Origin of the sequence: Campylobacter concisus (assembly GCF_002912895.1) — a bacterium.
Classification (GTDB): domain Bacteria; phylum Campylobacterota; class Campylobacteria; order Campylobacterales; family Campylobacteraceae; genus Campylobacter_A; species Campylobacter_A concisus_G.
The window spans coordinates 1-20,408 of the sequence record NZ_POZX01000080.1 but is presented as its reverse complement, the minus strand read 5'-3'; the positions used below and the strand labels follow the sequence as shown (position 1 = coordinate 20,408).

The following is a 20,408-nucleotide window of genomic DNA, read 5'->3' as shown; positions in this document are numbered from 1 at the left end:
CTCCTTTAGTATTTTTTATTTTTATATTTATAAGCTTTAAATGCCACTGGGCTAACTTTATCAAGCATCAATGCTTTCCTAAAATTTCTAAATTCTCGCACGCTTCTTTTAAGCCATTTTTGCAGCTTCTAGTAAAAATTTCACGTGCTTTCTCCACGTCTTCTTTTACGCCTTTACCTTCAGCTAGCATGATAGCGTAATTATTGCAGCCCTTTTCATATCCATATATACACGCTTGCTCATAAAGTTTTGTGGCTTTTGTGAGGTTTTGATCAACCCCTTGCCCATAAACATATAAAAATCCAAGATTATCACATCCTATGCCAGCTTCGTTTGCACAAGCCATTTCGTAGTTTGCTTTGGCTTTTGCATAGTCTTTCTCTACACCTTCACCTTGCGCGTATAGATAGCCAAGGTTGCTACATCCTATGCCATCGCCCGCCTTGCAAGCCTTTTCGTAAAGCTCTTTTGCCTTTTTAATATCCCTTGTCATGCCGGTGCCATTTGCATAAAGCAAGCCAAGCTCTGTGCAACCCTCGTTATCCTTACAAGCCTTTTCGTAAAATTTAACTGCTTTTTCGAGGTCTTTCTCTACGCCTTTGCCTTTTTCATAGACGTAGCCAAGATTACTGCAAGCCATAGAGAAATTTTGATCGCAAGCCTTTTCATAAAGCATCGCTGCCTTTGCTTCGTCTTTTTTGACGTTGCCATCACCTCTGCTGTAAAGTACAGCTAGGTTATAGCAGCCTGATGCCTTTTTCTCTTTGTCGCAAGCATCTTCATAAATTTGTGCTAGCTTATTGTGATCGTCTTTTGCACTTAAAGCCTCTTTGATATAGCCAGCATTTAATAATCCCAAACAAGCAAACAATAAAACCAAACTCTTTTTCATCATATCTCCTAAATCTCTTTTATATCCTTACCTCTATAAGCAAAGGCGATTAACAAAGCCAAGAGCATTAAAAGCAAATAAAGCAAATTTGAAACGCTAAATCCATCGCCATTTGCGTATGAGTGAAGTCCGCTTAGATAAAAATTTACACCAAAATAGGTAAAAATAACTGAACCAAAAGAGAGCACACTAGCTACCAAAAAGGTAAAAATATTTTTTAATCTTGGGATAAATCTTAAATGGAGCGCAATGGCATAAATAATTATCGTAATGTACGACCAGCTCTCTTTGCTATCCCAGCCCCAGTATCTACCCCAGCTCTCATTCGCCCAGACGCCACCAAGGAAATTTCCAATAGTTAGCAAACTAAGTCCTATGATGAGGCTTAGCTCATTAGTTGCGGCGAGGTATCTTATCTGCTCACTAAGCTTTTGCTCGTTTTTTTGATTTTTTATAGCCATTAAAAGAAGCCCAAGAAGCCCGAGCACAAAGCTAAAACCTAAAAAGCCATAGCTTGCCGTAATGACACTTACGTGCACACTAAGCCAAAATGACTTTAAAACTGGGACTAGATTTGTTATTTGTGGATTTATAAAATTTAGATGAGCGACCAGCAAGCTCACACTTGCAAAAAGTGAAGCGGCTCCAAGAGCAAAGCTTTGATGTTTAAAAAATAAAACTCCAGCTAATACACTTGCAAGCGAGATATACACTAAGCTCTCATAGGCATCACTCCAAGGTGCATGCCCTGAGATATAAGCACGAAGAGCTAAATTTAACAAATGCACCGCAAAGCCAAAATAAAATGCAAGGCTTAATGCGCTTTCAAATCTAAATTTCTTTCCAGAAAATAGCCTATAAAAGCCAAGAGCGAGCGAAACTAATCCAAGAATCATGTAAAAATATATAAGAAATTTAAAAATTTCCATTTGGTTATAAAGCACTTCAAGCTCCACCTTTGCCTCGCTTGGTGCAAGAGAGCCTAGAGTGCTTCTTTGATAGTTTGAAATTTTCTCCAAACTCCTATCAGCTCCAGCACACTCGCCACTTTTTACACAAAGGCTTAAATTTTCTATATAAGTGCCTAAAACGCTTTTAAACTCGTTTGAAATTTCGCTTGAGCCAAAGGCTTCATTTACGCCTAACCACGTTAATTTATCGCCATTTTTAGCTGGTATAAATTTTAAAATTTCTCCCTTTAGTGCAAGATATAAGACATTTAATCTCTCGTCAAATTTAATGACGTCGTTGTCAAATTTATCTCTTTTAGAGGCGGATTTTTCATTTGAAACTTCTACAAATTTAGCCAGCTTATACTCGCCATTTTCGTTAAAGACATCGTTAAAACTAGCAAATTTTTCATTAACTCCCAAAAGCTCGCCCACACGCTCACTTGTGATCTTTACTACTCTTTTATCCATCCACTCTTTTGGCGAGATGGCAAAAGAGAGCATTAGCTCCTCGCTACTAAGCCCAAATAGCGTGGTTTTGGTTGAAATTTTACTTATCACAGCTCTTGAGTAAGAGCCAGCTGGAGCGATTCTGCTATCAGCCTGAGTCAAAATTTTGGCAAATTTGCTTGCATGAGTGTCTAAATTTTTATTATTTTCATTAGCAAAATTTGGAGTAGCATTTAAAAGCAAAATTGCCAACAATGCGATTTGCGAACCTTTTATAAAATTTAGCAGCCTAAAAAAACGGCTCTTTTTACTAAATAAATTTGCCACAAAGCCAAGACAAAGTAAAAAATATCCTATGTAAGTTGGGATTTTGCCAGGATCACGGCTGATCTCAAAAGCGCTTCCAAGCTCATCAGGATCGTATGAAGACTGAAAAATTTTATAGCCATCAATTGTCAGTGGATTGTTTAGCGAGATGTCGTACTTGCCGCCAGCGATACTTACTTTGCTTGTATAAGATGATGGACTATTTAGCCCCGCATATCGCTCTAAAATAAACTCGTCAAGCTTTAATGAAAATGGTAAATTTAAAGCCTTTGAGCTAAAGTAAAATTTCACCTCTTGCCCACCAAAAATTAGCACACTAGGCTCCAGCTCATATCCGGCTCCGCCTTTTAGCTTAACGCTCTTTTTTTCGCCGTTAAAACTTATCTCTAAACTAAGCGTAGCAGGAGCGTTTTTCTCATCTTTTTTATATCCAAGCAAGTTAATTATAAATTCCTTGCCGTCTATAAATTTTTTAAACTCAAAGTCGTTTTTACCAAATAAGCTTAATTTTAATGGATAACTAAAATTTTCTCCAAGCATTTCGACTCTAAGATAAGCCTTGACGCTTTGCATTACATTTGAGCTTTGCAGAGCTCTAAGATACATAACGCCCTCTTCGCCAAAATACCTTGTAAGCGCAGCTCCGATGAAGATAACGATAAAAGCAAGATGTATCAAAAATGCGCCAAATTTTTTATACATCTTGGTTTTTATGATACTAATGGCTAAACAAATGGCGCAAGCAAACATAACACACTCGTACCAAAGCGCTTCATAAACAAGCACTCTAGCCGTTTGTGTGTCATAAAAATTTTCTAAAAAGGTCGCAAGCCCTGCACCAAAAGCAAGAATAAATAATAATATCAAAGACAAGCGGTAGATATTTAAAATTCTCATCGCTCGCCTCTACTTTAAATGCTATAAGTTTGTCCCGCATAAAGTATAAACACCCTAAGCAGTAAAACACCAATAACAGCCGCTAATGAACTGATATAAAAGCTAAATTTTAGGCTAGCTACTTTTTTGCCAAATGCAAAATTTAAAACAAAAGGCACAATAAAGTCAACTAGCACAACACCAAGCCAAAAGAAATTTGCCCAAACGCCACTATAAAAAGCAACAGCTGCATTTTGCTGATAACTTGAACCAAGTAAAAGCGATACAAAAAGCATTAAAATGAGTAAAATTTCAGCTCCCAAAACGCTAAATTCTACGCTATGAAGCGAATGAAGGTCACTTGAATGTGGATCTTCTTTAAATAAAGCTGCTGCGACCAAGCTACTGCCACTTATACCAGCACTTAGTCCTGAAGCTATAAATAAAGCTGGAAGCACAGCTGTGTTTAAGAGTGGAAATCTAATCAAAACTGAGATCAAAAATCCAGTATAAGCACAAATTATTACAGCAAAAATGAGACAAATACGACTTAAAAATGGATAAAGCGGTATTAAAATTTTCATTATTAGTGCAAAAAGAGCGCTAAAGGATTTTAAACTTTTAGCTAAGAAATTTGAAATCTCATCATTAAATGCATAAAGGCACATCAAAAAGCTAAGCGGTATAAATACACAAAGTCCAGCAACACCGATAGACATAACTGATGTGAAATTATAATTAATCAAAATTTTCCAAAACAAGAGTGGCTTTTCAAGATCAGCTATCAAGCAAACCATACCAAGCATGATGCTAACAAATGCTAAAAGCGAAGCAGCCTTGAAAAATGGGCTAAAGTTCTCTTGCTTTTTATAGTGTTTTAAAAGTATAGCAGCGATTAGCGCTCCACCACTCATACCAGCTAGCAAAAGATAAACAGCGATCGGCCAGCCCCACTCTACTCCATGCGAAAATGTTGCAGTAAAATTTAATGCACCATCCATCTTACACCCCCATTTTTACTTTAGGAATATATCTAAGGCTTGGTTTTGTGCCAAGCTCTGCTCTTAGCCTTATGCTATCTTTTACGGCTAGTAGCTTACTGATGTGCGAATCTTCATCGTTAAGATCACCAAAGACGATCGCCTCATATCTACAAGCTTCTACGCAAGCTGGCTCTTTTTCGTCCTTTAAATTTGTATCTACGCAAAAGTTACAGCTTTGAGCTGAGTGTGTAACCTTATCGATATATCTCACATCATATGGACAGGCTACGATGCAGTATTTACAGGCGATACAATCATCTATATTTGTAGTTTGTATGCCAGTTTTTTCGTCTTTATGACAAGCCTTGGTTGGACAAACAGCTACACAAGGCGCATCGACGCACTGCTGACAAGATACTCTTACAAATCTTTTATCGAGTAAATTTTTAGGATTAGTCTTATCTTCTATAAAAAGTCTCATCTGTCCTTTTGGGACTAAATTTACCTTTCTGCAAGCTATCTCACAGTCCGTACAGCCAACACATTTATTTTGGTCAAATATCATACCAAAGTGTGGTTTTTTTACACTTTCTTCACTCTTAAAAGCAAAACCACTACTTGCCGCACCAGCACCAGCAGCCACAACTACCATGCTTTTTAAAAAGGCTCTTCTATTTTTTTGATTTTGCATTTTTAACTCCATTTTTTATCTTAATGAGGCTTTTTGATGCCCTCATTTAGTTCTTTTTCGTGAATTTTCTTTGCAGCCTCGGCTAACTCACCTGGCTTTAAGACCTTAACAAGCTCTATCTCAAAAACGATAGTCTCGCCTCCAGGTATGCCCTCCATGCCGCTATCGCCATACGCAAGTTCTGGCGGGATAACAAATTTAAACTTATCGCCCTCTTTCATGAGCATTAAGCCCTCTTCAAGACCTGGGATCAAATTTAGCATAGAAAGATGAGCTGGAGCCTCTTTTGTCTCATCAAAGACCTTACCATCGATAAAGCTAGCTTTATAGTTTGCTATGATGATACTCTCTTGTTTTGGAGTCGCTCCTTTTTTGCTTGATTTTAAAATTTCATATTGCAATTTTGATTTTGTCGTTTTTACATTTTTATTTTTTGCATTTTTATCCATAAAAGCCTTGCCTTGCTTTAAATTCTCTTTAAGTACGGCGGCTTCTTTTTCTTTTACTATCTTGTCTAAATTTTCAGCTCTTTTGTTTAGTAGTTTTGCTATCTCATCATCGCTTAGTTTTAGCTCTCCTTTTAGTGCATCACTAAAACCTTTGATAACGGCTTCAGCATCGTAGCTAATGCCTATTTGTTTTTGTTCAAGTAACCCTTTTAAAACATATCCACCACTTGTTGCTCCCATAGCATAAGACTCATTTGAATCTACATTTGCAAGCAAACCAGAAGCACTTAAGCTAAGAAGTAGCGTAAATTTTAAAACCTTATTTTTCATATCGGACCCTTAAGATTAAAGGGGCTAAAACTAGCCCCTAAATGCTATAAATTTTTATTCAAAATTCTTTGAGCTTCTTTTATATACTCTTTTGATGCATCGAGTTTTTGTTTAGTAAATTTAAATCCGTGCATACCCCACGAACCATCTTTTTCAATCATATCGATGATCTCTTGAGCATTTTGGATAAGCTCATAAACTCTTACTTTATCACTTGCATCAAGTTTTTTAGTCTCAAGTAGTGAGTAAAGTCCTTCAATACCAATCTTAACTTCAGAGAATTCATTCTTAACTGGAGTTTGCCATCCCATAACTTCATCATAAACTTGTTTTTGGTTTTTGAAGTGAAGTGTTGGTTTTAGCTCAGATAATACTGGGCTATGGCAGCCTTTGGTATCTTTCATATCTTTATCAGCCCAAGATGTTCTAGCGCACGCCCACATCAAGTCAACGTAGTTATGGCCATTTTTATCTCTCTCAAAGTGCCAATCTTTAGCATCTCTTGGACCTTTAGCAGCATCGCCTGGTACTAGAGATTTCTCTTTTGGATCAACCATAATCTTCCAGATGTGAGATCTTCTTTGAGTATCAAAGCCAGCGTTGTCTTGGAACTGAACAGCATAGAAATTCTCACAACTCATCATAAATGGCATGTGGCAAGATGCACAAGTGTTGTCTTTGTGAGTATCTGCTTTAGATGCGATATATGCTTGAGTCTCGTGGCAATCTTTACACTCTTTTCTAATTTTTGGTTTAGTATAGAATGAGCTTAGATAGCCTTGTTCTGAGTTATAGTTCATACCAGTTACGCTCTTATCGCCTACAACTGGACCTGTGTTATCGTGTGGATCGTGGCAAGTAACACATCTCATACCTTTATCATAGTGAGCTGTAAAGTATGATTGTGAACCTTCAGAACCACATCCTGGTCCCATTGATTTAAATTTAGAGCTTAAAGAAAGATCAAGCTTGCCGTTATTAAGAGGATTAGCACGAGCTAGATCTGGACTAAAGTTAAATCTTTGGTGGCAGCGTTCGCAGTTTGATGTTCTAAAATTTGTAGCTCCATCAAGGTGACCGCCAGCTCCGTGGCACTCCTCACAGCTTACACCTTTTGAGATAGTGTGTTTTTGAAGCTCTTTGGCATTACCAAGTGCTGCGTAAAATTCTGCTTTTGATTTAAAGTCGAATTTAACTGGGTGACAAACTTCACAATATGATGAGTTCGCTTGGAAAAACATTGATTTTTTATGTTTTGCGGCGTATGAAGCTAGACCTCTGACATATCCGCCATTATCGCCATACTCTTCAAGAGTGCCAGGAAATTCTGGAACAAGCTCTTTTATCTTTTTAACAGTTGCGTCGTCTAAATTTAACGCCCATGTTCTTTGCCATTGGTTACCACCAGCTACGATCTGACCTGTACCATCTCTTAGCAAACCGCCCTCAACGTAGTAAGTACCACGAAGTAGCCACGCATCAACGTAGCCCATTTTGGTTCTTAAGTGACCAACAGTTGCGTAGATAACATCTGGAGTGATACCTTTTGGAAGGATAGAAGCCGTATCTTTGTCAAATACTGGTTCAGTTAGGTTGTTATTAACCTCTGGGTGCTCACCAGGGAAACGCATAGTAGTTGCGTGGCGAGATCTGCTCCACACTTCATACTGAGCTGGGTGACACTCACCGCACTTTTCTGGTCCTACAAATTTGTTAGGAAACTGAAGCGATGAAGTGGCTGGAATTCTATACATCATAGAGCTATAGCCCTTACCGCCATCTCTTTTACTAAGCTTTGACATATCAAAGCCATGTCCCTCAGCAAGCCACTCTAAGCCACGGTCGTGAACGACCATTTTACCGACGGTTTTACCACCATACTTTGTAAAAATAGGGTGGTTTTTAAATAACCAGTTATACATCTCTTGCTCTTCTACAACGTAGTCTTGCAAGGAGATAACACCTCTACTTTGCAGTGTGCCTTTAGGATTTGCGATAACATCACGTGCTTTATCGGACATCTGCATATTATGCTCTTCGCAACAGGCTTGTGAAGCGAAGATGCTAACACCCATGAGCAAACCAGCTAAGGCTTTTTGTAGATTTCTCATGTGCCCTCCTTTAAATTTTTTATCCTAAAATCAAAATGATTTCATACTGATAATACTAACACCAAAAAAGGGCAGAAAAGGGGGAATTTTAATAAATTATAAATTTTTGAAACTAATTGTAAATGTAATACTATTTTCATCTACATTTCTAGCAAAGATTAGAGCGTTATTTTTGCTAGCGATTAGCCGGCTCATATATAGACCAAGCCCACTGCCAGACTCTTTTGTACTAAAGTGTGGCTCAAAGATGACCTTTAAAAACGAAGCCTTTATCGCTCCTGCATTATTTTGCACGCATAAATTTTTACGATTATCTTTTATGAAAGTATAAATTTTTATTACTCTTGGCTTTACATAGCTTTGTTTAAATGCATCTTTTGCGTTATTTATAATATTTATTAAAATTTGGATTATTTCATTAAAATTTGCAAAGATTGTAAAATTTTCTCTTATATCGATCTCTATTTCTATTTGATATTTCTTAAGTGAGGCATTTAGAATTTTTATAGTCTGATTTATCACTTCCTCTACGCTAAACTCCCTTTTTAAAGTATTTGGCTTAAAAAAGTTTTTAAAATCATCAACCGTTTCAGACATAAAATTTATCTGCTTGCTAGTCTCTTCTATAAACTCATAAATTTTTGCTTCATCAAGCTTTTTTCGCTCCTGATAGAGTTCTAAATTTATTAAAGCTGAGCTGATTTGAGCTAAAGGCTGCTTCCACTGATGTGAGATATTGCCTATCATCTCGCCCATTGAGGCTAGGCGGCTTTGATGTATCATTAGCTGTTCAGTCTGTCTTTTGCTCTCTTCTCCGCGCCTATGCATCTTATAAACAAGTAGCAAAAATATCCCAAATACAAAGGCTATCGCGCTCATTATGATGACAACCTCTTTTAAATGGTAAGAAAAAATGGCACGTAGTGGGATTTTAAAAGATAGCATTGCCATCATCTCACTTGCTTCAGAAATTTTTCCATTTGAAATTTCATAACGATCCAACATCTGTTTTGGAGCACTTTCGCTATTGTGACAGGCTAGACAAGATGTATTTTGACTTTTTATAGGAAGTCCTACAAAAAATTGTGAGCCGTTTTCATCTTTTATAATCTTTGAAAACTCACTAAATTTATTCTCTTTAAAGCCTCTTAACACCTGCGCTTCAAATTCATTTGGCTCATGAGCTTTATTTAAAGGTGCCATGGCAACTAGTTTGTAGTCAAAGTCAAGATTGTATTTTTTCTTTTGGATATTATAAATTTCACGGCTTATATATGAAGATGAGAGTAATCTCTCGTCAAAAAAATCCTCTTTTATAATACCATCATGCTTTAGCTGCTCTATTAGCGGACGCTGAACGCCTGCGATGTACTCTCTTACAGAATTTATACTCTCAAGCACATAATACGCCTCTTTTTTGGCATCTTTCATTGCAAGATTATTATAAAAATTTAAAACAAGTGCGGATATTAAGAGATAAACAAAGATAAAAACACTTACGATTAGCTGAAATTTATATTTCACAAAGATAACCTACACCATATAAATTTTTAATCACATCTTTGCCAAGCTTCCTTCTAAGCTCTTTTACGATCGTCTTTATCGCCTCTTTACTTGGCTGCTCATACTCCCAAATATAATCAAAAATTTGTTCATAAGTTATAGTTTGATTTTTGTTGTTTAAAAAATACTCTAAAAGCCTACTTTCACTCTTGCTTAGATGAGAAATTTCACCATTTATGTAAAGTACTTTTTTACCAAAATCGTATTCTAATTCATCATTTAGCCTAAGAGTAGGTTTGCGCCCAACAAGCTCTAAAGCAACGTCTTCTAGGGCTTTTATAAATGACTTTTTATCATATGGCTTTGCAAGATATCTTGTGATCTTTAGCTCAACTGCTCTCCACAAATACTCTTGTTCGACGTGGCTTGATAAGATCACGATAGGAATTTTTTGATTTATAGTTCTTACTTTTTTAGCGATCTCTAGGCCATCGATATTTGGCACGCTTATATCAAGCACCAAAATATCATAAGCATCGCTCATCGCTAGCTCAAGTGCATCATAGCCATCTGTTACACCATTTACCTCGGCAAAAAATAGTTCCAAAGAAGCACAAATATTTTTTAAAATCGCCTCTTCATCTTCAAGGCAAAGGACCTTTTTATTTGATAAAACGTCTAAAATATCATATTCTTGCATAGCTTCATCTCGCTTTTTGAGCAGATATTATCACTTGGTAGCTTAAAAAATAAGATTATCTAAAAAATAATTCATACTAATATAAAAGACAGATTACTTTTAAAAATTAAACTATAAATTTTTGTTGAAGTGATTTGAAGTCTTGATTAAAATCTTCTATGAGAACTATTTTTGGATTTTTCTAAAAATTTTAGCTATCGATCAATTTAAAAAAGAAAGATAGCTATATTTATAGTATAAATTTTAGTTGCCTCTGCTTCCAGGTTTGATCGCTTTGCTTCCATTTTTACAAAGTGGGCAATGCTCAGGCTCATAAATTTCAAACTCAAAATTTCCTAAAGCAAAAAATGGCTTATCGCTTGGTAGTTTTGCATTTGGCTTAGCTTCATTGTCTAAATTTGTAACCTTACAAAAGCCACGGTTTGCAAGTGCTGCAAAGCCAACTACCTCACCACCAAGGCTCTCTATCACGTGCGCTGCTTCAAGTGCCGAGCCGCCAGTCGTGATGATATCTTCACAAACTATAAATTTCTCGCCCTTTTTCACTTCAAAGCCGCGCCTTAAGCTCATTACTCTATCAACTCGCTCTGTAAAGATAAAACGCTTCTTTGCCGCGCGAGCTAGCTCATAGCCAGCTAAAATTCCTCCAAGTGCAGGCGAGCAAACGCTATCAAATCTAATGCCAAATTTCTCTATCACACGGGCAAGCTCGTCAGCTAGCTTTCCAGCCAAAGCTGGATCTTCAAGCACCTTCGCGCTTTGCAGATAAAACTGTGAGTGATTGCCGCTGCTTAGCAAAAAATGTCCCTCTAAATATGCCCCAGCCTCTTTATAAATTTTCTCTAAATCCATCGTTTTTTCCTTTTAAAATTTACTCAAAATCTTAACACAAGCCCACTTAAGCCACTCTTTTTAAAATTTAATAAGCCACACATTTGTATAATCTCTCAACACTCACAAAAAGGACGCTCATGCTTATATTTAACCCTGTTGTTTTTAGCATTTTGGTAATGACGATACTTTGTCTATTGCGTTTTAACATTTTGCTTTCTATCCTTATCTCTGCTCTTGTTGCGGGAGTAATGTATAAGCATGGATTTAGTGGATTTGAAAGTGGCATTGCAGGTGGGATAGATAGCCTCTTTACGGCCCTAAAAGAGACTACACAAAGCCTTATAAGCGGTATGCAAGGCAATCTTGAAACATCGCTTAGTTATATTTTGCTTGGTGCTTTAGCAGCCGCCATCGCAAATACAAATTTAACTGCTATCTTGATAAATGCTTTGAGTAAATTCCTTAGCTCAAATAAAGTGATTTTTATACTAACTATCGCATTTATAGCGTGCTTATCTCAAAATTTAATCCCAGTTCACATAGCTTTTATACCTATTTTGATCCCGCCACTTCTTGCTATTATGAACAAAATGGGAATAGATAGACGTGCAGTGGCTTGTGCTTTGACATTTGGTCTTCAAGCACCTTATGTAAGCCTTAGCGTTGGCTTTGGTCTGCTTTTTCACAATATCTTAAAAAAAGAGCTAGCAAATAACGGCATAACCACATCTATTTCTGATATCTCTTCTGTTATGTGGATAGGCGGCGCTTCTATGCTTATCGGACTTATCCTTGCCATACTTTTTTACGGTAAAAAAAGAGCTTATAAAACTTCAAAATTTGAAAAAGAAGAGCTTGATGAGATCGAGCGCGCAAAAAACCTTGAGATGACTAAAAAAGAGTGGGCGGTTTTAGCTGGTGCAGTTGTAGCTTTTGGTGTACAAATTTATACTGAGCTGCTACCTCTTGGCGCACTACTTGGACTTTTGGTTATGGTCGTTTTTGGCGGTATAGAGTATAAAAAAGTAGATAAGATCATGGATAATGGCCTTGCTATGATGGGATTTATCGCTTTTATCATGCTAGTTGCTGCAGGTTATGGCACTATCTTAAGAGAGAGCGGTGGCATAGACGAGCTTGTAAAATACGCTAGCTTGGTATCTGGCGGTAAGATAGGCGGGGCATTTTTGATGCTTCTTATCGGTCTTTTAGTCACGATGGGCATAGGCACTAGCTTTGGTACGATACCTATTTTAGCTTCTATCTATGTGCCACTATGCGTTAGCCTTGGTTTTGGCGTACCAGCCATCATCTTGTTAGTTGGTATAGCTGCGGCTCTAGGAGATGCTGGAAGTCCTGCAAGCGATAGCACACTTGGGCCAACAAGCGGTCTAAATGCTGATGGTGAGCACAACCACATATATGATACTTGTGTACCTACATTTGTATTTTTCAATATCCCACTTATCATCGGTGGTATAGTTGGAGCTATGATACTTGGATAAAATTTGGCGTAATTAACGCCAAATTTCTTTTTATTTCCTCTACTTTTTATCAATATAAATTTTTGGAACATCTTTTGCTTTTGAAAAATATAAAAATTTAAAATGCAAAAAGGATAAGTCAATGATGAGATCACTTTGGTCTGGTGTTTCAGGCCTACAAGCCCACCAGATAGCCATGGACGTAGAAGGCAACAATATCGCAAACGTTAATACTTATGGTTATAAATACAACCGTGCAAATTTTGCTGATATACTAAGCCAAACTCCAAGAGTAGCTACTGCTCCACAAGGTCAGCTAGGCGGTCAAAATGCTATGCAAATAGGTCTAGGAACGACTATAAACTCAACTACAAGAATTTTCTCACAAGGCACACTAACATCTACTGATAAGCAAACAGACCTTGCACTTCAAGGAAATGGTTTCTTCGTCGTATCTCCAGATGGCGGAACAACAAGATACTATACAAGAAATGGTGACTTTGTCCGTGATAAAGCTGGAAATTTTGTAAACAATAGTGGTTATATCGTTCAAGGCTGGACAAGAGATGAAGAGACTGGCACTATCGACTCAACTGGACCGATAAAAAATATTGTGATCAAAGAGGGTCTTACTACTCCAGCAAGAGCGACAACAGAAGTAAAGATAAAAGGCAACCTTGACTCAGGCAACACCATCGACCAAAGAAGCACTCCTATTTATTCACTAGACTCGGTTGCTGGCGGACGTGACTATAACAATGACGGAATTTTAAATGCAAACGAAGTCCATAACGAGAATGATACAAATAACGATGAGTTTTATACGAACTCAAGAAAAGAACAAAGCTTAACAGAGCGTGGTGTCGATCTTGGTGTTACATTTGATGAGCTTGGAAATGGCCTTGCTTTAAGAGATGGACAAGGTATCTGGGTAAGCTATGCAAATGCTAAAACTGAAAAATTTACAGTAGGAAGTGGATTACCACAAAGTATCGGACAGATAAATCCAAAAGCAACACTTAATATCACAATAAATGGCACAAACATCAAATCTCAAGATAATGCAATATCAAGTATCAGTGATGTTGCAGCTGCGATCAATGCTCAGTATAATAAAACTGGCGTTAGAGCTGAAATTTCAGAAGGCAATAAACTAACACTTATAAATAGAAACAACTCAGGCACTACTGAAGAGACAAAAAATATCCATCTAAAATTAAATGGTGGAAATACTGTTACTGGTTTAGCTGATAAAGATATCATCACAGCTTATCAATATGTCTATACAAGCTCACAAACAACAGCTGTTCACCCAAATAACGATAAAATCGCAAGACAAGTAACAACAACAGAAGATCTTCGCGCTGCTATGCAAGAAGATGCTAGAAACCACGTTGACTACAACGGAGATGGCCAAATAAACGCAAACTCAGATGCACTTGACGCTGCAAAACTAGCAACCGCAGCACATAGAATAGCGCCTGGGACTGGCGGGGCAGCCATAACTAACACTGCATATCGAACAGCTTATACCACTGCTTATACCACTGCTTATAATAATACAACTGGTACGGTGGATCAAAAGCAAGCTGCTGGTCATGCAGCTGGTGTAGCGGCACTTCAAGCACTTGCAGGTGATGATACAAACGATGGTGTAAAGGTTACTGTAAATAAATTAGGCCAGTTTCAACTAGAAAACCCAACAAACGAAATAGCTGATCAAGCCCTTTATATGACAACAACTGCTCTTACAAAGCCAGCTCAAGGTACAAATAATTCAGCTATAAATGAAAATGTTAGACTTACAACTATTATGAAAGCACTTGATGGCGCACTAAGCCCGGGCCAAGCTCTAAGAGCAAGTGGAAAGATGATGATGTCAAGCCACGGCTCAACGGCAGAAATTTTTGACTCACTTGGCTCAAAACACACAGTTAGTATCAAATGGACAAAGACAGGCACTACAACAGATGGTGGAACTGAGTGGAGTATGGTTATACAAGTACCAGAGCCAGCTAAGATAAACTACACAGGTGAAGGCCCAGATAACGTTATAACTGGAACAGCTAGATTTAACGCAAATGGCTCACTTGCAAGTTTTCATCCAGCAACGATAACATTTTCAGCTAACAACGGCTCACAAAGTGGTCAAAACATTAGCTTAAATTTTGGTCTTGGAACTGACTTTAACGGCTTAACAAGCTTTGATAAAGACTCATCAACTGAGTCAATCTCGCAAGATGGCTACACAGGCGGCACATTAAACGGCATAAAAATAGATGAGACTGGAACGATAATAGGCTCATTTTCAAATGGCCAAAGCTTTGGCTTAGCCAAAGTAGCACTTGCTACCTTTACAAATAACGAAGGTCTTCAAAGCGAGGGCGGAAATGTCTTTTCGCAAACCGCAAACTCAGGTGAAGCAGTTATCGGTGCAGCTGGTACAGGCGATAAAGGAACGATCGCAGCTTCAAAACTTGAAGCTAGTAACGTCGATCTAAGCCGTGCGCTAACAGATCTTATCGTAATCCAAAGAGGTTTCCAAGCAAACTCAAAAACTATCACAACAAGCGATGAGATGCTAAATACACTTCTTCAATTAAAACAATAATAACTAAGACTTTTACAAAAGGGAGCGTTTGCCTCCCTTTGAAATTTATGCTTTAAATTTACAAATAAAATCAGCCTTATTTTTGTAAAATGTTAAAAAATTTTACAAAAGAGACAAAATGCAAGTAACACTTCTAAATCACACTCCACTAAATATTTGCTCTCACGCGATCCGCACATGCTGGCAAAGCTTTGAAAAAGGCGACAACGGTGGCGAAAAAGATGTTGAGCTAATAGATAGAGTAGGCAATAAATTTAAACATGCCTCGACCTTAGAGCACCTATACTATAACTTCTACATCCAAGGTATTTCGCGTGCGCTACTTCAAGAGCTAGCTCGCCACCGCATAGCGAGCCTAAGCGTCAAATCAACCCGCTACACGTTAAAAGAGCTAAAAAAAGAGGAGAAATTTGAAGCAGGTCAGTTTGAAAGAGCGGCTAAATTTATAGTGCTGACAAATGACGAGCTAGTAGATAACGCAAGCATTAGAGCGCTTGAAAATTTACGTGAAATTTTAGCTACAACGACAAAGAGCCTAGATATCGTAAAATACTGCTTGCCAGAGTGCTACAAAACCGAGCTTACATGGAGTATAAACGCTAGAAGCTTGCAAAATTTCATCTCACTTCGCAGCTCAAAATCAGCCCTTTGGGAGATCAGAAATTTAGCAAATGCTATTTTCGCTGCTTTACCTGATGAGCATAAATTTATATTTGAGAGATGTTTGCCAGAAGATGAGTCAAACTAACATTTACGTTAGCGTAATTTGTGATTTAGAAGTGATGAAATGTCAGTAAATTTACTTTTGTAAAATGTAAAGTAGCTCGTCTACGTGGATATTTCTAGCTTTTAAATTTCTGCTACCACGGTAGGCGTTGTATTTTTTACGAAGAAGATGAACCTTGCCCATTTTGTTTAAATTTTTATCAAACTCATCTTGGTTGATAAAGCCTTCTGAGTTAAATGAAATCAGAACAAATTTCGCCTTTAAATTTGCTATCAGCTCGAAAAATACCTCGCTTGCTGATGATTTTTTATTAAAAACCGATCTATTCCAGTTCTTTGCAATGCCTGAAACTTTTGAAATTTTACTTGGCTCAGTGTTGCTTGCGATGAGATTTAGCATGAAGTAGTTTGAGCCGTATGGATGCTGGTTGTATGGCGGATCAAGATAGACTAGATCAAGGCTGTTAAGCTCTTTTGCGAGCAAATTTGCATCCTTTTGATAGACTTCAAATGGCACGTTAAAATTTGAAAAGATTGGCTTAGTCAAACTTATATCAGAAGTGATCCTTGATATGGCATTTTGCCCCTGTCCTCCAAACTGACCGATACCCTCTTTATTTTTATGAAAACCTTTAAAAATTCCACTTGTATTTGCATGTACACTTGCATTATAAAGAAGTGGAGCTATGAAGAAATTTTTCATTTCAGCTGGCACTAACTCATCTATGAGCCTTCTTGTAGTATCAATAAAAATGGCATTTTTTCTAGTATAAAAAACTCTCTCACCCTCGGTAATATTTTTATCATCTCGTGGAGCATAAAGCCTTGTTATAAAGCCCTCAGAAAGGCTGTTTTCTATCTCTTTCTCAAGCTTTTTTTGCCAGAAATTTATCTCATCTATTAGCTCGTTTGTGGCATTTTGCAGATAGCATGAGTTTGTGATAAAACTATAAAGCTCCAAGTCGTTTGCGACTAAAAATTCGCTATCTTGTTTTAAAAACCTAGCCACCACACCACTTCCACTAAAGAGGTCGCAGCAGCTAAGCTTATCTTTTTTAAGCTCGTCTTTTGCGTACTTTACGCCTTGTTCTATAAAGTCTAAAAGCGAGCGTTTGTTGCCAAGATAGGTTAAAATTTGCTCTTTTAGATAGGCTTGATTTTCTAACTTAGTCAGTTTCAAATTAGTGCTTTTTTAGTCCCATGGCATCAAGATCAAGTTTGATCTCGTCGTTGTTTATGATGACTAGACCTTGAGCTAAAATTTTGTTTGCTATACTGTGTGCCTCATCAAGTGAGTGCATTTTGTAAGTGCCGCATTGAAATTTATTTAGCTCTGGAATTTGATCTTGAGTTTTTACCTCTAATATATCTTTCATAGAAGCTAACCACGCGTTTTTAACAGCATCTTCACTAGGTGTGCCAATCACGCTCATATAAAAGCCCGTCCTACAGCCCATCGGCGAGATATCTATGATCTCAACGCCATTGCCGTTTAAATGGTTTCTCATAAAGCCAGCAAAAAGGTGCTCTAAAGTGTGGGTGCCCTTTTCTGGCAAAATTTCTTCATTTGGCTTGCAAAATCTCAAGTCAAAAACGCTGATATCATCGCCCTTTGGGGTCTTCATGCTCTTTGCTAGTCTTACTCCTGGGGCTTGCATTTTCACATGATCTACGCAAAAACTATCAAGTAATGGCATATATTCTCCTTTAAATTTTTGGTAATTCTAGCGAAAAAAATGTTTAAAATTTAAAGGCTCATGCAAATTTTTACATAAGCCTTGTAATATTTGAATGTTTGTGAGTATTAAAATAATAAAAATTTTACTTAATATTATAAATTTCTCATATATTCTGTACTATAAATACCTTGAATACGTCTTTCCATGTCACTATACCAACTTTTTGGAAGAGTAGTGAGAGAGTTAAATTTCTCTAGTAAATTTAAATTTTCATTTGGTGTGAAAAAGAGCCTATTTATCTCCAAAATGCTCATGCCAACTTCATCTTTTTTGATGATCTCTATGGTGTCACCTGCCTTGCACGATCCTGGTGTTATTACGCGGTAGTACCAGCCAGTAAGGCCAGTTTCAAAGATGTGGGTAGCCATATTTTCATTGCCCCATCTTTTTGAGAGCTTAAAGCAAGGCTTTCTTGGCTGTGATACTTGAAGGATTAGTGAACCGATTTTATGTATATCACCTACACAGACACTACTCTCATCAAGACCGTCAATGCATAAATTCTCACCCATAGCTCCATAAGCCATATTTTTTAATCCTAAAAAACTCTCCCAATCGGCGTAATTTGCAAATGAATTTGCAAAAACTGCCTTTTCAGGGCCGCCATGGTGCTTTGTATCAGCGACACTATCACCCTCAAAGCCAAGCTCATTTGCAAAAATTTCACCATTTTGAGCTACTTTAAAAATAGCTGAGCTCCAAGGTAAATTTAGCTTATCAGTCGCACTTTGCGAGCCGTAGTTTTTTACCTCGCCGATTAATAATGCTTTTACTATTGCCATTTTTTTCCTATCAAAATTTAGCTTACTCTTAAATTATTTGCGTGAGTTAGTGCGATCGCGATTGCATCGGTGATATCAAGCGGTTTTATCTCTTTGTTTATACCTAAAATTTTCTTCACCATAAATGCCACTTGCTCTTTATCAGCTTTAGCCTTGCCAGTGACCGTCTTTTTCACCTGAAGTGGTGTATACTCGGCAAAATCACCATGAAGCTGTAAAATTTTAAGGCTGAGCGCTCCTCGAAACTGAGCGAGCTTTAAAACCGTTTTTGGATTGTAGGCAAAAAATATATCTTCGATCGCGACCTCGTCAAATTTATGATTTTTAAAGATGAGATCAAGCCCCTCACAAAGCTCGGTAATTTGATATTGAAGTGTGTTTGGTTTTATTTTTATGAGTCCTGCTTCAAGAAGAGTAGTTTTCAATTTATTTTTTTCAAGTATTGCATAACCACAATTCTTCGTACCTGGGTCAATTCCTAAAATTTTCATCACTATCTTTTTAACACTTTTTCACGACTTTTTCACGATGTGAAAAAGTTTGTCAGAGTTTAACAAAGGTTTTATTAAAATTAAGATAGTATCACTATAAAAATTCTTGAAATTTAAGGCATAAAAATTTGATAGCAGACGAAATTTTAGAAAATCTTTCAACACAAATTTCACCTGAAGAATACCAAAGTTATATCAAGCAATTAAAATTTAACGAAAAGGCTTCAGACGATCATATTATCGTATTTACTGCACCAAATGAGTTAATGGCTAAATTTATAAATACAAGATATGCTGATAAAATCGCTCATCTATATGAAGTTAGAACAGGCATAAAACCAAATATAGAAATTTCATCTACTAAAAGTAGTAAGGTATCAAAACAAAATCAAATAAATGTTAAGCAAATAAAAACACAAAGTAGCATTTTAAATCCAAGCTACACATTTGAAAATTTTGTCTGCGGTGCATCAAATCAATACGCATTTTTAAGCGCAAAAGCAGCCGCAGAAAAACCTGGTGTACTTTATAATCCACTTTTTATCTATGGTACGACGGGACTTGGCAAGACACATTTACTCCAGTCAGTCGGAAATCACTGCCTAAATAAAGGAAAAACCGTTATTTGCGTAACTAGCGAACAATTTATGATAGATTTTACCAGTCACATAAATAACCACTCAATGCCAAAATTTCGTGAAAAATATAGAAACTGCGATGTTTTACTAATAGACGATGTGCAGTTTCTTGGTAAAACTGATAAAATCCAAGAGGAATTTTTCAACACATATAATGAGCTTTTAGCAAAAAATGGTCAAATAGTTATGACTTCAGATAGACCTCCAAAGACACTAAAAGGCTTTGAGGATAGGATGATTTCAAGATTTGATAAGGCTTTTATGGCTGATATTACGCCGCCTGAACTTGATACAAAGATAGCTATCATCATCAAAAAATGCGAGTTTGATAAAATCGATCTAAATAAAGAGGTCATAAACTACATAGCTACAAATATGGGAGATAATATCCGTGAGATCGAGGGAGCTATCATAAATTTAAACGTATTTAAAACTCTTATGAAAGAAGAGATAACACTTGATCTTGCAAAAAGTATATTAAAAGATTTGATCAAAGAAAAACGTGAAAATATAAATTTCGATACTATCGTTGAAATAGTTAGTAAAGAGCTAAATATCAAACAAAGTGATATAAAAAGCAAATCAAGAGTTACAAATATCGTAGAAGCAAGACGAATCATCATATATCTTGCAAAGATGCTTACAACAAACTCAATGCCACAAATCGCAAACTATTTTGGTATGAAGGATCACAGTGCCGTTAGTCATAATATTAAAAAGATAAATGAGCTAATACAAACTAATGAAATTTTTAGTCTAAAAGTTACTGAATTAAAAAACAAAATTTTGACAAAAGGATAAAATACAATATGAAATTTGTGAATAAATGTGAAAAAGAAAA

Annotated in this window: 17 protein-coding genes; 4 read left to right on the top strand and 13 right to left on the bottom strand. The window is 36.8% G+C overall.

The genetic code is table 11. The features are described from left to right. Positions 1-67: 67 nt before the first annotated feature. From CYP51_RS09425 to pyrE, 9 genes are all read right to left on the bottom strand, one after another. Positions 68-892: an SEL1-like repeat protein gene (locus CYP51_RS09425; RefSeq protein ID WP_103625228.1), complete on the bottom strand. Its 825-nt coding sequence runs from the start codon at positions 890-892 to the stop codon at positions 68-70. Positions 893-900: 8 nt separating this feature from the next. Further along, on the bottom strand, positions 901-3,516 hold the full coding sequence (gene ccsA, locus CYP51_RS09420) for a cytochrome c biogenesis protein (RefSeq protein ID WP_103625227.1): 2,616 nt from the start codon (positions 3,514-3,516) through the stop codon (positions 901-903). Between the two features lie 14 nt (positions 3,517-3,530). Continuing rightward, positions 3,531-4,496: an NrfD/PsrC family molybdoenzyme membrane anchor subunit gene (nrfD, locus tag CYP51_RS09415; protein ID WP_103625226.1), complete on the bottom strand. Its 966-nt coding sequence runs from the start codon at positions 4,494-4,496 to the stop codon at positions 3,531-3,533. A 1-nt stretch (position 4,497) separates the two neighbouring features. After that, the gene (locus CYP51_RS09410; protein ID WP_072595319.1) at positions 4,498-5,169 is read right to left on the bottom strand and encodes a 4Fe-4S dicluster domain-containing protein; all 672 of its coding nucleotides are present in this window, start codon (positions 5,167-5,169) and stop codon (positions 4,498-4,500) included. 20 nt (positions 5,170-5,189) lie between these two features. Continuing rightward, positions 5,190-5,948, bottom strand: a complete 759-nt coding sequence (locus CYP51_RS09405) for an FKBP-type peptidyl-prolyl cis-trans isomerase (RefSeq protein ID WP_103625225.1) — start codon at positions 5,946-5,948, stop codon at positions 5,190-5,192. A 44-nt stretch (positions 5,949-5,992) separates the two neighbouring features. Next, the gene (locus tag CYP51_RS09400; RefSeq protein WP_103625224.1) at positions 5,993-8,059 is read right to left on the bottom strand and encodes a multiheme c-type cytochrome; all 2,067 of its coding nucleotides are present in this window, start codon (positions 8,057-8,059) and stop codon (positions 5,993-5,995) included. A gap of 96 nt (positions 8,060-8,155) precedes the next feature. After that, positions 8,156-9,583 carry a c-type heme family protein gene (locus CYP51_RS09395; RefSeq protein ID WP_103625223.1) on the bottom strand — a complete coding sequence of 476 codons (1,428 nt, stop codon included), beginning with the start codon at positions 9,581-9,583 and terminating at the stop codon, positions 8,156-8,158. Continuing rightward, positions 9,573-10,262: a response regulator transcription factor gene (locus CYP51_RS09390; protein WP_103625222.1), complete on the bottom strand. Its 690-nt coding sequence runs from the start codon at positions 10,260-10,262 to the stop codon at positions 9,573-9,575. The genes CYP51_RS09395 and CYP51_RS09390 overlap by 11 nt, the downstream gene beginning before the upstream one ends. A 243-nt stretch (positions 10,263-10,505) precedes the next feature. Next, on the bottom strand, positions 10,506-11,114 hold the full coding sequence (pyrE, locus tag CYP51_RS09385) for an orotate phosphoribosyltransferase (RefSeq protein ID WP_103625221.1): 609 nt from the start codon (positions 11,112-11,114) through the stop codon (positions 10,506-10,508). Positions 11,115-11,233: 119 nt separating this feature from the next. Between pyrE and CYP51_RS09380 the strand changes: the two genes are divergently transcribed. The 3 genes from CYP51_RS09380 (at position 11,234) to thyX (ending at position 15,939) form a co-directional block, all read left to right on the top strand. Then, on the top strand, positions 11,234-12,601 hold the full coding sequence (locus CYP51_RS09380) for a Na+/H+ antiporter NhaC family protein (protein WP_103625220.1): 1,368 nt from the start codon (positions 11,234-11,236) through the stop codon (positions 12,599-12,601). A 121-nt stretch (positions 12,602-12,722) separates the two neighbouring features. After that, a complete protein-coding gene (flgE, locus tag CYP51_RS09375) occupies positions 12,723-15,191 on the top strand; it encodes a flagellar hook protein FlgE (protein ID WP_103576778.1) in 2,469 nt (822 codons plus the stop codon). Between the two features lie 118 nt (positions 15,192-15,309). Beyond that, entirely contained in the window at positions 15,310-15,939 is a 630-nt protein-coding gene (gene thyX, locus CYP51_RS09370; protein ID WP_103625219.1) for an FAD-dependent thymidylate synthase, read from the top strand. 51 nt (positions 15,940-15,990) lie between these two features. Here thyX and CYP51_RS09365 read toward each other — a convergent pair whose 3' ends face one another. The 4 genes from CYP51_RS09365 to ruvC all read right to left on the bottom strand — a co-directional run bounded on the left by CYP51_RS09365 (position 15,991) and on the right by ruvC (position 18,935). Then, positions 15,991-17,097 carry a DNA adenine methylase gene (locus CYP51_RS09365; protein ID WP_103625218.1) on the bottom strand — a complete coding sequence of 369 codons (1,107 nt, stop codon included), beginning with the start codon at positions 17,095-17,097 and terminating at the stop codon, positions 15,991-15,993. 1 nt (position 17,098) lies between these two features. After that, positions 17,099-17,614: an S-ribosylhomocysteine lyase gene (gene luxS, locus CYP51_RS09360; protein ID WP_103625217.1), complete on the bottom strand. Its 516-nt coding sequence runs from the start codon at positions 17,612-17,614 to the stop codon at positions 17,099-17,101. 134 nt (positions 17,615-17,748) lie between these two features. Then, the gene (locus CYP51_RS09355) at positions 17,749-18,438 is read right to left on the bottom strand and encodes an MOSC domain-containing protein (protein ID WP_103625216.1); all 690 of its coding nucleotides are present in this window, start codon (positions 18,436-18,438) and stop codon (positions 17,749-17,751) included. 17 nt (positions 18,439-18,455) lie between these two features. After that, positions 18,456-18,935, bottom strand: coding sequence for a crossover junction endodeoxyribonuclease RuvC (gene ruvC / locus CYP51_RS09350; protein WP_180371756.1), 480 nt, complete (start codon positions 18,933-18,935; stop codon positions 18,456-18,458). A gap of 122 nt (positions 18,936-19,057) precedes the next feature. On the opposite strand from ruvC, the gene dnaA reads away from it, so the two are divergent. Next, positions 19,058-20,368, top strand: a complete 1,311-nt coding sequence (dnaA, locus tag CYP51_RS09345) for a chromosomal replication initiator protein DnaA (protein WP_054195855.1) — start codon at positions 19,058-19,060, stop codon at positions 20,366-20,368. Positions 20,369-20,408: the final 40 nt, after the last annotated feature.